We start from the raw sequence: 14494 nt of genomic DNA, 5'->3' as shown, positions 1-14494 counted from the left end.
CGTTCTACCTCACGCCTCCGACAAAGCGGCCAACCGGCGGAGCCCCAGGCGCATGAACGCCTTCACGACCGGCCCGGCGACGAGCCATCCGGCGCGGCCGAGCGGGCCGAGCGGCAGGTCGACGCGTTCGGCCCACACGACGCGGCTGCCCGCCCCCTCAGGGACGACCTTGAACCACGCCTCGCCGCGCACCACGCGCCCGGTGTGCCGGACGGCGACCCGCCGGCCCTGCTGCCAGTCGGTGATCACCATCGTGTCGAGGAACCCGACCGGGCCGATGCCCGTCCGGGCCTGGAGGTCGTCGCCGACCTTGTGGCCGCCCTCCGCGCTGGTGAACGGCATCCACTCCGCGTGCCGCGGCCAGTCGGTCAGGACGTCGAAGACCCGGTCGGCGGGCGCGGCCGAGACCGCCTCCGCGTGGACGGCGACGCTGCTCACGGCCGGTCCTCCTTCGCGCCGCTCACGCGCTCCTCGTCGGTGTCGTCCTTGGCGAGCGAGGGCGGGGCGCCGTTCGAGACCGGTTCCTCCAGGGTGCCGCTCGGAGCCGGTTCCTCCAGGGCGCCGTTCGGGGCCGTTTCGTCCAGGGCGCCGTTCGGGGGCGGTTCCTCCAGGCCGTGCAGGGCGCCGATCGAGCCCGCGCCGTGGCGCAGGTCGTGGAGCTGCTGTTCGAGGAGGGCTACGCGGGCGTCGCGTTCGGACAGCGCGTTCGAGACGCGGCGCAGCGCCTCGTCCATCACCTGCGGCTGGTAGCCCCAGAACGTGCGCGGGAACCGCATGTGGGCGACGTCCGGGCCGGTGATCGGACGGCCGGCGGCGCCGAGCGGCAGCCGCGGATAGTCCGGATGGGTCTCGGCCAGCTCGCCGCCCCGGCCCATGGCGAGGACGACGACGGCGCCCAGCACGGCCACGCCGGCCAGGACGAGAACCAGGACAACCATCACGCTCCGATCTGCACGCGTCCCTCTGAAGGACGTTTCCCGAACCCAGATCGTGCCACGCTTTGCGGCATGGAAGTGCGAGAGCGGATGGTCCTGGCATCGGACGCGCCCGTCCCGGACGGGGCCGTGGACGCGGGCACGGCTCCCCCGGCGGACCGCGTGGAGCGGCACGCGGCCGCGGGGGACATGGTGCTCGTCACGCTGGAGACGGACGCCGGGGAGCCCGATCCCGGGCTGCTCGCCGCGGCGTCCGTCTACGCGTGGCTGGGCGCGGCGCTGTTCCGCGTCCCCGAGTCGCAGGCGGACGGCGTCCGCCAGGTCCTGGACATGGTGGCGTCCATCCAGGGGACCCGGCCCCCCTCCGCCGCCCGCCGCGGGCTCGCCTGACCGCGGGCCCGGCCGGGCCCTAGCCGCGCAGGCGGTGCCAGGGGCCCGAGATCGCGAACGTCGCGCCCGGGTCGGACTGGCGGCTGGCGAACAGGATCCGGCCGTCCGGCGAGAACGTGACGCCGGCGAACTCGCTGCCGTTGAGGGCGTTGCGGGCGAACGCGAACGGCTTGTTCTGCCGCGTGGTGCCGACGAGGAACTGCTCGCCGTCGCCGTCCTCGGCCAGGATCACGCCGCCGCCGTACGGGGAGACCGTGATGTTGTCCGGCCCGTCGAAGCGGCCGCCCGGCTTGAAGATCAGCTGGAGCTGGATCTCGTTGCGGCGCGGGTCGTACGTCCAGACCTGCCCGGCGTGGTCGCCCGCGGCGCCGTCCTCCTTGCTGGAGAAGCTGGCCACGAAGTACGCCTTGCCGTGCCCCCACCAGGCGCCTTCGAGCTTCTGGCTCCGCGTGATCGACTCGAACTGCTTGCGCACGGACGTCTGCTTCGCGGACGGGTCCGGCACGTCCACCCACTGGGCCCGCAGCTTCGTTCCGGGCTCGGTGACGAGCGACAGGTCCGGGACGCCCGGCACGTTCAGCGCCTCCAGCTCCCCGCCCTTCAGGTAGGCGTGGTAGCCGCCGCGGTGGGCCTTGGGACGGAACCGGTAGAACAGCCCGAACGGCTTGGACGCGTCCTCGGTCAGGTAGGCGGTGAGGGTGTGCGGGTCGACGGCGACGGCCTCGTGCGCGAACCGGCCGAGGCCGGTCAGCGGGACCGGCTTGGTGCGCCTGCCGTACGGGTCGACCTCGAAGACCCAGCCGTGGCTCTTGGTCTCGCCCTTGAAGCCCTCGGTCTCCTCGCAGGTCAGCCACGTCCCCCAGGGGGTGCGGCCGCCCGCGCAGTTCACGGCCGTCCCGGCGAGGCTGACGTACTGCGACACCAGGTCGCCGTCGCGGTCGACCAGCAGGTTGGTGGTGCCGCCGTTGGCCGCCGGGTCGTAGGTCAGCTCGGGCGGCGCGACGGCGCGGGTGCCGTTGTTGCTCTGCTCGTGGTTGCGGACGAGGATCGTCTGGCCCCGGCGGCCGTTGCCGCGCTCGCGGGCGCGTTCCTGGCTGCTGAAGTTCGGCCAGTCCGGGAATCCGGGATGGTCGGGCCAGTGCGGGAAGTGGTCGTGGCCCCCGCGCGCGGGGAACGTGGCCGTCCCGTCGTGGTGGCCGGGGACGACGACGCCGTCCGAGATGGGCTCGCCTTCCACCGACAGCGTCTTGTACGAGAACCCCTTGGGCAGGTCGAGGACGCCCTTGGGATCGGGGACGAGCGGGCCGTAGCCGTATGCCTCTCCGGTGTCGGCGCCCGCGGAGGTCTGGAAGATTCCGTCCAGGCTTCCGGCGAGGGCTATGGACAGCGCACCGGCCGCGCCGCCCTTGACGACTCCGCGACGGGTCACGGACATGGGCACTCCTTCACGTGAGGGGATCACGCGGGAGCCTGGTCGCCGGCCCTTAACCGGTGGTGAACGAGCACCGGCCGGATGGCAAACCCCCAGGACAATCTTCAGTTTTCGGGCTTCGGGCGGGGGCTGCGGCTACCGCGTCCCGGCGCCGGCGAGCCCGGTGATCTCGGTCATGACCGAGCCGGCGAGGTCGAATCCGCCGACGCAGGCCAGGTATCCGGGGGCGTCCCAGTCGTGGCCGCCGGGCCGTCCGCCGAGCGGCAGGTACGTCCCGCCGGCCTGCCTGACCAGGAGCATCGCGGCGGCGATGTCCCAGGCGTTGATGGACGAGTCGTAGGCGACGTCCGTCCAGCCCGCGGCGATGTGCGCGAGGGTGAGCGCGGCGCTGCCCGGCCTGCGGACGGTGGCGAACGCGTCCACCATCAGCCCGAAGCGCCGCAGCGTCTCGTCCCGGTCACCGCCGGCGAGGTCGTGCGGGCTGGGGTAGGACGTGGCGGCCACGGCGGTCGCGTCGTGGGTCGCGCCGCGGCTGCGGAGCGGCTCGCCGTTGCAGGTGGCGCCGTCCAGGGTCGCGGTGAACATGTCGTCGCGCACCGGGTCGTACACGGCGCCCGCGACCAGCTCGCCGCCCGCGACGGCGGCGATCGACACGCACCAGAAGGGCAGGCCGACCGCGAAGTTGGCCGTCCCGTCGATGGGGTCCACGTACCAGCGGATCTCGGCGGCGGAGTCGCCGCGCGCGCCGCCCTCCTCCCCGACGACGACGCTGCCGGGGGTGTGCTCGGCGAGCACCTCCCGGATGGTCTCCTCCGCCGCGCGGTCGTGCTCGGTGACCGGGTCGTGGAAGTCGCTCTTGACATCGACCTCCGGACGCGAGCGGAACGCCGTCCGCAGCTCACCGCCGGTCGTGCGGGCGGCGAGTTCGGCGATCGCGGCGAGCTCCCGCGAGGCGGGCACGTCGACGTTCATTCGGCTCCTTCGGATGACGGCTCGGGGTGACGGCTCGGGTGACGGCTTGCGGGTCGGGCAGGACGCTGGTCAGGAGGGCAGGAGGCGCTCCAGGAGGCGCGCGGCCGTGACCACGCCGAGGACCGCGCCCTCCTCCGGGCGCCGCTCGTCGTCGGTGACCGCGACGACGGGGCCGCGGGAGCCCGCCATGACGCTGGCGATCTCCATGACGGTGGCGTTGTGGTCGGCGACGGTCCGGTCGGCGAGCCCGGCGCAGAGCCGGTCGGCGTGGCGCTCGTCGTAGACGCGGGCGAGGGCAGGGTCGTCGCGGACGTGCGCCGGGACGATCCGCCGCAGCAGCCGCGAACCGGGGATCACCGCCACGGCGCGGCCCCTGCCGTCCACGACGAGGCCCGGAAGGCCCTGAGCTGCGAGGAGGCGGGCGGCGTCCATCGCGCTGTCGGACGGCGTCACGGTGGGGTACTCGGCGGCGAGTTCACGGGCGCGCACGCCTCCGACGGTATCCGAGGGGCGCGCGGGCACGCGGCCCGGGACCCGCCGGGCCGCGCGTTACAGGCCCCGCGACACGGGCAGTGGGTCTCTGGGCCGGATCCGGCGCAGCGTGGGGGCGGGTACCGGGATCACGACTGAGGAGAGAGCGATGGCGCAGCAAGTGGCCGACCACGTCCTCCGGCGGCTGACCGAGTGGGGCGTGGAGCGGGTCTTCGGATATCCCGGCGACGGCATCAACGGCATGCTCGGCGCCTTCGACCGGGCCAAAGGCAGGCCGGAGTTCATCCAGACGCGGCACGAGGAGATGGCCGCGTTCATGGCCGTCGGGCACGCCAAGTTCACCGGCGAGGTCGGCTGCTGCGTCGCGACGTCCGGGCCGGGCGCGATCCACCTGCTGAACGGCCTGTACGACGCCAAGCTGGACCACCAGCCGGTCGTCGCGATCATCGGGCAGCAGAAGCGGCTCGCGCAGGGCACCCGCTACCAGCAGGAGATCGCGCTGGAGAACCTGTTCTCCGACGTGTCCGAGTACTGCCAGATCGTCATGCATCCCGGGCAGGTCAGGCATGTCATCGACCGGGCGTTCAAGACGGCGCTGACCACGCGCGGCGTCGCGACGATCGTCATCCCGGAGGACGTCCAGGAGGCGGACGAGATGCCGTCGCCGCCGAAGGAGCACGGCTCGGTGTTCTCCAGCGTCGGCTGGAGCCGGCCGCGCGTCCTGCCCGATCCCGACGAGCTGCGGAAGGCCGCGGACATCCTCAACGAGGGCGAGAAGGTCGCGATGCTCGTCGGGCAGGGCGCGGCGGGCGCGCAGGCCGAGGTGGTCGAGGCGGCGGAGCTGCTCGGCGCGGGCATCGCCAAGGCGCTGCTCGGACGGGAGGTCGTCCCCGACACGCTGCCGTTCGTGACCGGCCCGATCGGCCTGCTCGGCTCCAAGGCCAGCGATGAGATGATCATGAACTGCGACACCCTGTTCATGATCGGCACCAGCTTCCCGTACGCCGAGTGGCTGCCGGACGAGGGCTCCTGCCGCGGCGTGGAGATCGACATCGACGGCAGCATGATCGGCGTCCGCTACCCGATGGACGCCCACGTCGTCGGCGACGCCGGGGAGACCCTGAGGGAGCTGATCCCGCTCCTGCGGCGCAAGGAGGACCGGGCCTGGCGCGACGGCATCGAGGAGAACGTCCGCGCCTGGAACGCCGTCCTGGAGAAGCGGGCCGGGCAGAGCTTCGACGGCAAGATCAACCCGCAGGCGGTGGCGCAGGAGCTGTCCCCGCTGCTCCCGGACGGCGCGATCCTCACCGCCGACTCCGGGTCGGCGACGAACTGGTGGGCCCGGCACCTCAAGCTCCGCGAGGGCATGCGGGCGTCCCTGTCCGGGACGCTCGCCACGATGGGCCCGGGCGTCCCGTACGCGATCGCCGCCCGGTTCGCCCACCCGGACCGTCCGGTGATCTGCTTCGTCGGGGACGGCGCGTTCCAGATGAACGGCATGAACGAGATGCTCACGGTCAAGCGGTACGCCGGGCGCATGGCCGGCGCCCCGCTGATCTTCTGCGTGTTCAACAACCAGGACCTCAACCAGGTCACCTGGGAGCAGCGCGCGATGGGCGGCGACCCCAAGTACGAGGGCTCGCAGTCGATCCCCGACTTCCCGTACGCCGAGTACGCGGAGATGTGCGGGCTCAAGGGCGTCTACTGCGACGACCCGGAGGGCGTCACCGACGCCTGGCGGGACGCCCTGGCCAGCGACCGTCCGGTCGTGCTGGAGTTCGTCGTGGACGACCAGATCGCCCCGATCCCGCCGCACATCATGTCCGACCAGGCCAAGAAGACCTTCAAGGCGGGCGTCAAGGACCCGCAGAAGATCGGCATCGCGGCCCGCGGCTTCCGCCAGAAGCTCACCGAGATGTACGAGAACATGCCCGGCCGGAAGCACTGAGCACCGGAAGCCCGACCAGCGTCAGAGTTGCGTCTCGGCGTAGTCCTCCGGGGAGAATTCGATGCGGGGCTGGGACCGCTCCAGCAGGTCGAACGCCTCGGGGACGGAGTCCGTCCAGCCGATGGCGTCCCAGATCTTCGCGCGGGCGAAGCCCTGCTCGGTGAGGCCCCGCATCAGCTCGCGGAGCGGGTCGTAGACGCCGGTCGGGTCGAGGATCACGACGGGCTTGGCGTGCATGGCGAGGACGCGGGCCGTCCACACCTCGAACAGCTCCTCCAGCGTGCCGATGCCGCCGGGCAGGACGAGGAACGCGTCGCTGCGGCGGTCCATCTCGCCCTTGCGGGTCCGCATGTCGGGGGTGACGATCAGCTCGTCGTTGTCCTCGTCGGAGATCTCGACGCTGACCAGGCCCTCGGGGATCACCCCGACGGTGCGGGCGCCGCCGGCCCGCGCGGCGCGGGCGACGGCGCCCATGCACGAGACCTGGGCGCCGCCGCTGACGAGGCTGTGCCCGCGCCGGGCGAGCTCGGCTCCGGCCTGCGCCGCGAGGTCGACGTAGCGGCGGTCGATCGTCCCGCTGGACGAGCAGAAGACGCAGACGGCAAGGGGTTTCGGAGAGGTCACCAGCCCAATCCTACGGGCCGGCGCCGAGCCGGAGGGGTCAGTGCATGGCGAGGTCCCTGCGGCGGAACCCGGCCATGCCGAGGACGGCCAGGACGGCGGCGATCGCGGCCAGCCAGACCAGCGGCATGACGGCGAAGTCCTGCCCGATCTTCGGGATGTGGGCGAACGGCGAGACGTCCAGCACCCGCTGGTTCAGGTCGAGGCTCGCCCCGAAGAGGGTGAGCAGCCCGAACAGGCCGACCGCCGCCCAGGCGCCGCCCGCGGCGAGCCTCGGCGCCACGCCGAACAGCGCGAGCGCGATCGCCGCGACCAGCCACACGGCCGGGAGCTGCGCCATCGCCGCGCCGAGGACGCGGGGCAGCTCGCCGCCGACGTCGCCTGCGTTCAGGCCGTGCGTCAGCCCGGCGGCGGTCCCGGCGACGGCCAGCGCGACGGCGGGCCCCAGCAGCGCGAACACCAGATGGCTGGACGCCCAGCGCAGCCGTCCGGTCGCGGTGGCGAGCAGCGGCTCGGCGCGCTGCCCGGACTCCTCGGTCCGCAGCCGCAGCGCGGCGGACACCGCGTAGGCGGCGACGATCAGGCCGAGCATGCTCATCACCGAGGCGAAGTAGGCGTCCGTGATCCCGGACTGCCCGCCGATCCTGGTGAAGATCTCCTCCAGGTCGGGGTTGTCCTCGACCATGCCCCGGACGCCCTTGGCGAGCGCGCCGTAGACGACGCCGAGCGCGACGAACCCGGCGAGCCACCCGTACAGGGGACGGCTCTGCAGCCGCCAGCCGAGCCCGAACGGCCCCGACAGCCGCTCCGCGGCGGCGGCCGGACCGAGGCTCGGGGGCAGGATCCCGGCGCCCACGTCGCGGCGGGCCTGGAGCGCCGCGGCGGCGGCGACCAGGACGGCGATGAGCGCCGCGACCAGCGCGAGCGTCCACCAGCGTTCCCCGCCGAAGGCCTCCAGCCGGTTGATCCAGCCGAACGGCGACACCCAGCCCAGCCACGACAGGCCGTTGCCCTCGCCGCCGACGTCGGCGGCCATCCGGACGGCGAACGCCACGCCGAGCGCGGCGAGCGCGATCCCGCGGGCGGCGCCCGCACCCTCGCTGAGCTGCGCCGTGACGCCCGCGACGGCCGCGAAGAGGCAGCCGGCCGCGGCGAGCTGCAGCCCGAGGGCCAGCGACCCGGCGAACGGGAGGCCCTGGGAGGTGAGGCCCGCGGCGAGCAGCAGGCCGAGGACGAGGTTCGCCGCCATCGTCACGATGAGCGCGGCGGCCAGGCCGGAGCCGCGCCCGGTGACGGTGGCGCCGAGCAGCTCGCGGCGCCCGGCCTCCTCCTCGGTGCGGGTGTGCCGGACGACCATCAGCGCGCTGATGATCCCGACCACGACCGGGATGAACCCGGAGCGCTGCGCGATGATGCTGCCGAGGCTGGTGTCGTACATCGGCCCGTAGAGGGCGAGGAACGTCGGGTTGGTGCCGGTCGTGTTCGCGTAGTTGAGCCGGTCGGCGGCCTCCGGGTAGAGGCTGTCGGTCGCCCCGACGAAGCCCATCGGGAGGAGGGCGAGGACGATCACCCAGGCGGGGAGCAGGAACCGGTCGCGGCGCAGGATCAGCCGGACCAGCCCGCCCGTTCCGACGAGCGCGCTCCGTGCTCTTTGCGGGGGGACGACCCCCCGCACCCCCCGGTTCGCTCCGCTCATTTGGAGACCTCTTCCAACTCGTCCTTGTAGTGACGCAGGAACAGCTCTTCGAGCGTCGGCGGACGGCTCGTCAGGCTCCGGACGCCGATCTCCGTGAGCTGCCGCAGCGCCTCGTCCAGCCGGGGCGTGTCGACCTCGAACTTGATCGTGGTGCCGTCGATGTGGACGTCATGGGCGCCGGGCAGCGGAAGGCCGTCCGGCGGGGCGGCCAGCTCGGCGTGGATCGAGGTGCGGGTCAGGTGCCGCAGCTCGTCCAGGGTGCCGGACTCCACGGCCGCGCCGTTGCGGATGATCGTCACCCGGTCGCACAGCGCCTCGACCTCGGACAGGATGTGGCTGGACAGCAGGACGGTCCGCCCGTCGCGCCGCTCCTCGCGGATGCACTCCTGGAACACCTCCTCCATGAGCGGGTCCAGGCCGGAGGTCGGCTCGTCCAGCAGCAGCAGCTCGGCGTCGGACGCCAGCGCGGCGATGAGCCCGACCTTCTGCCGGTTGCCCTTGGAGTAGGCGCGGCCCTTCTTGCGCGGGTCCAACTCGAAGCGTTCCAGCAGCTCGGCCCGGCGGCGCGGGTTCGTCCCGCCGCGCATCCTGCCGAGCAGGTCGATCACCTCGCCGCCGGACAGGTTCGGCCACAGGGTCACGTCGCCGGGGACGTAGGCGAGGCGGCGGTGCAGCTCGGTCGCGTCCCGCCAGGGGTCGCCGCCGAGCAGCCGGGCCGTGCCCGAGTCCGCGCGCAGCAGGCCGAGCAGGACCCTGATGGTGGTGGACTTGCCCGCGCCGTTCGGGCCCAGGAAGCCGTGCACCTCTCCCGGCCGGACGGTCAGGTCCAGGCCGTCCAGCGCGCGGGTCTGGCCGAAGGTCTTGACCAGGCCGCGGATCTCGACGGGGGGCGTCTTCTCGGTCACCGGTTCTCCTCGTTGGGTGACTGCTCGCCGGAGGCGAGCATGCTCTTGACGGCGGCGCGCGCTTGGTCGACCAGCTCCGGCGACAGGAGCCTGTCGTCGAAGACGTCCAGCATGGCGAGGGACATCCGGGGATAGCCGTCGCCCATCAGGACGTCGCCGCCGAGCGCGCGTGACAGGTGTTCGTGCAGGACGATCACGCCGAAGCTCATCGCGGTCATGACGGCCGAGTAGGCGAGCAGATCGTCGGTCTTGGCCTTGGCGAGACCGGGGGCTCCCTTTTCCAGCATGTCCACGCTGAACGCGACGGCCTCGTCGAACAGCGCGCGCGAGGCCGGGGAGTCGTCGGTGAGGACGCGCGCCAGGTACCGCTGGACGGGTCTGGCCGTCCGCATGGCGACCGCCAGGAACCCGGGGCTGGCCATGCCTCCCGCGAGAGCGTCCTTCTTGGTCTCGGTGAGGACCTGCATGACGTAGTCGTCGCAGGCCCGGCGCAGCGCCTCCTTGGTCCCGTAGTGGTGCTGGACCAGCGCGGGCGAGACCCCGGCGGCCTTGGCGATTCCGCGGACGGTCGCGCCCCTCTCGCCCCGCAGGGCGAACTGCTCCAGCGCGGCGTCCCTGATACGGGCCCGTCCGGTCAGGTCCTCGGCCCGTTCCCCGGCTGCCATCCCCACCACCTGTACATTCGTTCAGTAAGCTGTACCGATGTACACTGTACCTCTGTACAGGCGAGGATGTCGAGCGGAATCAGCCGCCGCCGGGAAGTTCGCCGAGGGTCACCTGGACGCGCTTCTTCGTCCCGTCCGGCTTCTGGATCTCGACGTTCGCGACGCCGCCCGGCTCGAGGGTCGCGAGGACCGACGACAGCGCCGTCTGGTCGGGCGTGGCGGTGCCGTTCACCGACAGGATCAGGTCGCCCGGCTCGATCCCCGCCTTCGCGGCGCCGGCGCCCCGCTGGACCTCCACGACCGCGACCGCCGACCGCTGCCCGCTCTGCGGGTCGACGATCGTCCGGACCGTCACGCCGAGCGCCGCCCGCCCCGAGTCCGACACCTTCCCGGACCGGATGAGCTGCGGGACGATCCGCTTCACCGTGTCGCTCGGCGTCGCGAACCCGATCCCGGCCGTCGGCGCGCCGATGGACGGGTCGGACGCGGCGGCGGTCGGCACGCCGATCACCTGGCCGTTCAGCGTGACCAGGGCGCCGCCGCTGTTGCCGGGGTTGATCGCCGCGCTGGTCTGGATGGCGTCGGCGATCGTCGATCCCTGGAAGTCGCCCTCGCCCTTGGTCGAGACCGTCCGGTGCAGCGCGGACACGATCCCGTTCGTGACACTTCCCGCGAGGCCCAGCGGGTTGCCCATCGCCAGGACGATCTGCCCGACCTCCGCCTTGCCCGACTCGCCCCACGACGCAGGGCGCAGCGACCCGCCGGACACCTTGACCACGGCGAGGTCGTCGGCCGCGAACGCGCCCACCGGTTCGGCGTCCAGCGGCGAGCCGCCGCTGGCCGCCGTCACCTGGATCTTGTTCGCCCCGGCCACGACATGCGCGTTGGTGACGATGTTGCCCTGGCCGTCGAAGACCACCCCCGACCCCTCGCCCTTGTCGGTCTGGATCTTCACGACCGAGGGCAGGACGGCGTCCACGACCTTCTCGTACTGCTGCTGGAGATCCGCAGCCGACCCGGCGCTGACGGGGGCGGACGTCTGCGCGGCCGTCGTCCCCGCGCCCTCGTCGCCGCTGCATCCGGCGAGCGCCAGCGCCCCCGCCGCGACCACCGCCGCGCATGCCTTGACCTTGGCTTTCCTTTCCACGCTCCCCACCTCCCGGCCCGGTTCCTTCCCTCCTCCCGGAGATCAGGCATGCGGGTTCACGGCTGGAAGCGGTAGCCCATCCCGGGCTCGGTGAGCAGGTGTTTCGGGTGGGCGGGGTCGGCTTCGAGCTTGCGGCGGAGCTGCGCCATGTACTGGCGCAGGTAGTGGGTCTCGCGCCGGTAGGACGGGCCCCAGACCGTCGTGAGGAGCTGCTGCTGGCTGATCAGCTTGCCGGGATTGCGGATCAGGATCTCCAGCAGATGCCATTCGGTCGGGGTCAGGCGGACGCCGCCGCTGACCGTCTTGCCCGCGAGATCGACGGTGCGATCGCCGACGTCCACCCGCGACACCTCGCCGGTCGCGGGCACGCGGCGGGACACGGCGCGGATGCGGGCGACCAGCTCCTCGATGTCGAACGGCTTGGTGACGTAGTCGTCGGCGCCCGCCTCCAGCGCCTCGACCTTGTCCTGGCTGCCGGCCCGTCCGGACAGGACGATGATCGGCACCTGCGTCCAGCCGCGCAGCCCGTGGATGACGTCGACGCCCGGGATGTCGGGCAGCCCGAGGTCGAGGACGACCAGGTCGGGCGGCGACGCGCCCGCCTGGCGGAGCGCGGTCGTGCCGTCGGCGGCGACCTCCACGTCGTAGTCGCGGGCGCGCAGGTTGATGCGCAGGGCCCGCAGGAGCTGCGGCTCGTCGTCCACGACCAGGACCCGCGTCACAGCGCCTCCCCCTTCGGATGGACGGGCCCCCGCTTGTGGACGGACAGGGCGACGATCATGGTGAGGCCGCCGCCCGGGGTGTCCTCGGGGACCAGCTCGCCGCCCATCGCCTCGGTGAGGCCGCGGGCGAGCGCCAGGCCGAGCCCGACGCCGGTGTGGTTGTCGCGGTCGCCGAGCCGCTGGAACGGCTGGAAGATCCGCTCCCGGTCGGCGGGCGGGACGCCGGGGCCGCGGTCGGCGATCCGCAGCTCGACCCGGTCCTTGATGGCCCCGGCGGTGATCAGGACGGGCTCGTCCGGCGGGCTGTGCCGCAGCGCGTTCTCGACCAGGTTGACCAGGACGCGCTCCAGCAGCGCCGGGTCGGCGGTCACCTCCGGCAACCGCGGATCGAGCCGGACGGTCACGCGGTCCCCGGTGTCGCCGATGTCGTCCAGGGCGCGCGGCATGATCTCGTCCAGCGCGATGGGCTGCGCGGCGATGCCGAGCACGCCGGCCTGCAGGCGGCTCATGTCGAGCAGGTTGGCGACCAGCCGGTCGAGCCGGTCGAGGGACTGGGCGGCGGTGTCGAGCAGCTCGGCGCGCTCCTCCGGCGTCCAGTCGACCGAGGTTGTGCCGAGGCTGTCGACGGCGGCCTTCGCCGAGGCCAGCGGCGTGCGCAGGTCGTGGCTGACGGCGTTGAGCAGCGCGGTCCGCATCTTGTCGGCCTCCTCCAGGGGCCGGGCCCGTTCGGCCTCCGCCTCCAGCCGCTGCTGGCGCAGCGCGCCCGCCGCCTGGACGGCGAACGCCTCCAGCACCCGCCGGTCCCCCGCCGGGAGCGGACGGCCGCGGATCGCCAGCGTCAGGCCGTCGCCCGCCGGGATCTCGGTGTCGCCCTCGCCGGGCGAGGTGCACGGACGCCCGCCGACCGTCGCGACGATCCGCCAGTCGGCCGGGTCGCCGTGGCTGTCGGGCGTGGCGGGCACGGGACGTTCCAGCAGCGTCACCGACGTCAGCCCGAATGTCTCGCGCATCCGTCCGAGCAGGGTGTCCAGTGCGCGCTCGCCGCGCAGCACGTTCCCGGCGAGCGCGGACAGCAGCCCGGCCTCGCTCCCGAGCTTCGCCGCCTCCCGCGACCGCCGCGCCGCGTGGTCGACGACCATGCTGACGCCGACGCCGACCAGCACGAACACCGCGAGCGCGATGAGGTTCTCCTGTTCGGCGACGGTGAACCGGTAGAGCGGCGGCGTGAAGAACCAGTTGAGCAGCAGGAACCCGGCGACCGCGGTGAACAGCGCGGGCCACATCCCGCCGACCAGCGCGATCCCGACGACGGCCGCCAGGAAGAACAGGATGTCGGACGGCAGCGACAGCGCCGGGCGCGCCTCCGTCAGCCCGAACGTCAGCAGCGGCAGCCCGCCCGCCGCGACCAGGAACCCGGCGGCGCGGCGGCGCGCCGACAGGCCCTGGTCGCGGACCGTCCGGCGGATGCCCTGCCTGGCCTGGTCGTGGGTGACCATGTGGACGTCGATCGTCCCGGACAGCGCGGTGGTCGTCACCCCGATCCCCGGCCGCAGGAGCTGCGCGAGCCTGCCCCGCCGGGAGATGCCGAGGACGAGCTGCGTCGCGTTGACGGCCCGCGCGAAGTCGAGCAGGGCGCGCGGGATGTCGTCGCCGACGACCTGGTGGAACGTGCCGCCGAGCCCCTCCACGATCTCCCGCTGCCGGGCCAGGTCGCGGGCCTGTGCACCACTGAGGGCGCCGCTCAGCGCGTCGCCGCGCGTCACGTGCACGGCGAGCAGGTCGGCGCCCTTGGACCGGGCGGCGATGCGGGTCGCGCGGCGCAGCAGCGTCTCGCCCTCCGGCCCGCCGGTCAGCGCGACGACGATCCGCTCCCGCGCCTCCCAGGTGCCGCCGATGCCGTGGTCGGTGCGGTACCGGTCGAGCTGCTCGTCCACCTTGCCCGCGAGCCACAGCAGCGCCAGCTCGCGCAGCGCCGTGAGGTTCCCGACGCGGAAGTAGTTGGAGAGGGCGGCGTCGACCTTCTCGGGCGTGTAGACGTTGCCGTGCGCCATCCGGCGGCGCAGCGCCTCCGGCGCCATGTCGACCAGCTCGACCTGCCCGGCGCTGCGGACCACCTCGTCCGGGACGGTCTCGCGCTGCGGCACCCCGGTGATGTTCTCCACGACGTCGTTGACCGACTCCAGATGCTGGACGTTCACGGTCGTGATCACGTCGATCCCGGCGTCGAGGATCTCCTCGACGTCCCGCCAGCGCTTGTCGTGGCGGCCGCCGGGGACGTTGGTGTGGGCGAGCTCGTCCACCAGCACGACGTCGGGGGCGCGGCGCAGGACGGCGGGCACGTCCAGCTCGGTGAACTCGGCGCCCCGGTGCGTCGTCGTGGCGCGCGGCAGGACCTCAAGGCCGTCGAGGAGGGCAGCGGTGCGCGGACGGCCGTGCGTCTCGACGTAGCCGACGACGACGTCGGTGCCGCGCTCCTGCCGCCGCCGCGCCTCCGCCAGCATGGCGTAGGTCTTCCCGACCCCCGGGGCGGCCCCCAGGTAGATGCGGAGCTGCCCTCTGGCCATGCTCT

The 14494-nt window shown here is 73.2% G+C and carries 14 protein-coding genes; 2 read left to right on the top strand and 12 right to left on the bottom strand.

The genetic code is table 11. The features are described 5' to 3' along the window. Positions 1–9: 9 nt before the first annotated feature. On the bottom strand, positions 10–438 hold the full coding sequence (locus E1287_RS45440; RefSeq protein ID WP_131963980.1) for an SRPBCC family protein: 429 nt from the start codon (positions 436–438) through the stop codon (positions 10–12). Beyond that, positions 435–938, bottom strand: coding sequence for a hypothetical protein (locus E1287_RS45435; protein ID WP_131963979.1), 504 nt, complete (start codon positions 936–938; stop codon positions 435–437). The genes E1287_RS45440 and E1287_RS45435 overlap by 4 nt, the downstream gene beginning before the upstream one ends. A 69-nt stretch (positions 939–1007) precedes the next feature. On the opposite strand from E1287_RS45435, the gene E1287_RS06840 reads away from it, so the two are divergent. Further along, positions 1008–1325 (top strand): hypothetical protein, encoded by a 318-nt coding sequence (locus E1287_RS06840; protein ID WP_131963978.1) that lies wholly within the window; start codon positions 1008–1010, stop codon positions 1323–1325. Between the two features lie 19 nt (positions 1326–1344). Here E1287_RS06840 and E1287_RS06835 read toward each other — a convergent pair whose 3' ends face one another. From E1287_RS06835 to E1287_RS06825, 3 genes are all read right to left on the bottom strand, one after another. Beyond that, positions 1345–2760 (bottom strand): alkaline phosphatase PhoX, encoded by a 1416-nt coding sequence (locus E1287_RS06835; RefSeq protein ID WP_131963977.1) that lies wholly within the window; start codon positions 2758–2760, stop codon positions 1345–1347. A 132-nt stretch (positions 2761–2892) separates the two neighbouring features. Then, complete coding sequence (locus tag E1287_RS06830) at positions 2893–3729, bottom strand: inositol monophosphatase family protein (RefSeq protein ID WP_131963976.1); 837 nt, start codon at positions 3727–3729, stop codon at positions 2893–2895. Positions 3730–3798: 69 nt separating this feature from the next. Further along, positions 3799–4218 (bottom strand): CBS domain-containing protein, encoded by a 420-nt coding sequence (locus E1287_RS06825; RefSeq protein ID WP_131963975.1) that lies wholly within the window; start codon positions 4216–4218, stop codon positions 3799–3801. 151 nt (positions 4219–4369) lie between these two features. Here E1287_RS06825 and E1287_RS06820 point away from each other — a divergent pair, with 151 nt between their 5' ends. Then, positions 4370–6169: a thiamine pyrophosphate-requiring protein gene (locus E1287_RS06820; RefSeq protein ID WP_131963974.1), complete on the top strand. Its 1800-nt coding sequence runs from the start codon at positions 4370–4372 to the stop codon at positions 6167–6169. Between the two features lie 21 nt (positions 6170–6190). On the opposite strand, the gene E1287_RS06815 is transcribed toward E1287_RS06820, so the two are convergent. The 7 genes from E1287_RS06815 to E1287_RS06785 form a co-directional block, all read right to left on the bottom strand. Continuing rightward, positions 6191–6796: a TIGR00730 family Rossman fold protein gene (locus E1287_RS06815; RefSeq protein ID WP_207934066.1), complete on the bottom strand. Its 606-nt coding sequence runs from the start codon at positions 6794–6796 to the stop codon at positions 6191–6193. A gap of 34 nt (positions 6797–6830) precedes the next feature. Beyond that, entirely contained in the window at positions 6831–8486 is a 1656-nt protein-coding gene (locus E1287_RS06810; protein WP_131963972.1) for an ABC transporter permease, read from the bottom strand. After that, positions 8483–9391, bottom strand: a complete 909-nt coding sequence (locus E1287_RS06805) for an ABC transporter ATP-binding protein (RefSeq protein ID WP_131963971.1) — start codon at positions 9389–9391, stop codon at positions 8483–8485. The genes E1287_RS06810 and E1287_RS06805 overlap by 4 nt, the downstream gene beginning before the upstream one ends. Next, positions 9388–10056, bottom strand: coding sequence for a TetR/AcrR family transcriptional regulator (locus E1287_RS06800; RefSeq protein ID WP_131963970.1), 669 nt, complete (start codon positions 10054–10056; stop codon positions 9388–9390). Before E1287_RS06800 ends, E1287_RS06805 begins: the two co-directional genes overlap by 4 nt. A gap of 79 nt (positions 10057–10135) precedes the next feature. Beyond that, positions 10136–11203, bottom strand: a complete 1068-nt coding sequence (locus E1287_RS06795) for a trypsin-like peptidase domain-containing protein (RefSeq protein WP_131963969.1) — start codon at positions 11201–11203, stop codon at positions 10136–10138. A 56-nt stretch (positions 11204–11259) separates the two neighbouring features. Continuing rightward, positions 11260–11925 (bottom strand): response regulator, encoded by a 666-nt coding sequence (locus E1287_RS06790; protein ID WP_131963968.1) that lies wholly within the window; start codon positions 11923–11925, stop codon positions 11260–11262. Next, positions 11922–14489, bottom strand: coding sequence for a sensor histidine kinase KdpD (locus tag E1287_RS06785; RefSeq protein ID WP_131963967.1), 2568 nt, complete (start codon positions 14487–14489; stop codon positions 11922–11924). Before E1287_RS06785 ends, E1287_RS06790 begins: the two co-directional genes overlap by 4 nt. Positions 14490–14494: the final 5 nt, after the last annotated feature.

It is taken from the genome of Actinomadura sp. KC06 (genome assembly GCF_004348735.1).
Taxonomy (GTDB): domain Bacteria; phylum Actinomycetota; class Actinomycetes; order Streptosporangiales; family Streptosporangiaceae; genus Spirillospora.
This window is presented reverse-complemented; position numbering and strand designations above follow the sequence as displayed.

Coding starts and splice junctions, on each gene's coding strand:
- E1287_RS45435 (WP_131963979.1), bottom strand. CDS start 938: ATGGTTGTCCTGGTTCTCGTCCTGGCCGGCGTGGCCGTGCTGGGCGCC.
- E1287_RS06840 (WP_131963978.1), top strand. CDS start 1,008: ATGGAAGTGCGAGAGCGGATGGTCCTGGCATCGGACGCGCCCGTCCCG.
- E1287_RS06835 (WP_131963977.1), bottom strand. CDS start 2,760: ATGTCCGTGACCCGTCGCGGAGTCGTCAAGGGCGGCGCGGCCGGTGCG.
- E1287_RS06830 (WP_131963976.1), bottom strand. CDS start 3,729: ATGAACGTCGACGTGCCCGCCTCGCGGGAGCTCGCCGCGATCGCCGAA.
- E1287_RS06820 (WP_131963974.1), top strand. CDS start 4,370: ATGGCGCAGCAAGTGGCCGACCACGTCCTCCGGCGGCTGACCGAGTGG.
- E1287_RS06810 (WP_131963972.1), bottom strand. CDS start 8,486: ATGAGCGGAGCGAACCGGGGGGTGCGGGGGGTCGTCCCCCCGCAAAGA.
- E1287_RS06800 (WP_131963970.1), bottom strand. CDS start 10,056: ATGGCAGCCGGGGAACGGGCCGAGGACCTGACCGGACGGGCCCGTATC.
- E1287_RS06785 (WP_131963967.1), bottom strand. CDS start 14,489: ATGGCCAGAGGGCAGCTCCGCATCTACCTGGGGGCCGCCCCGGGGGTC.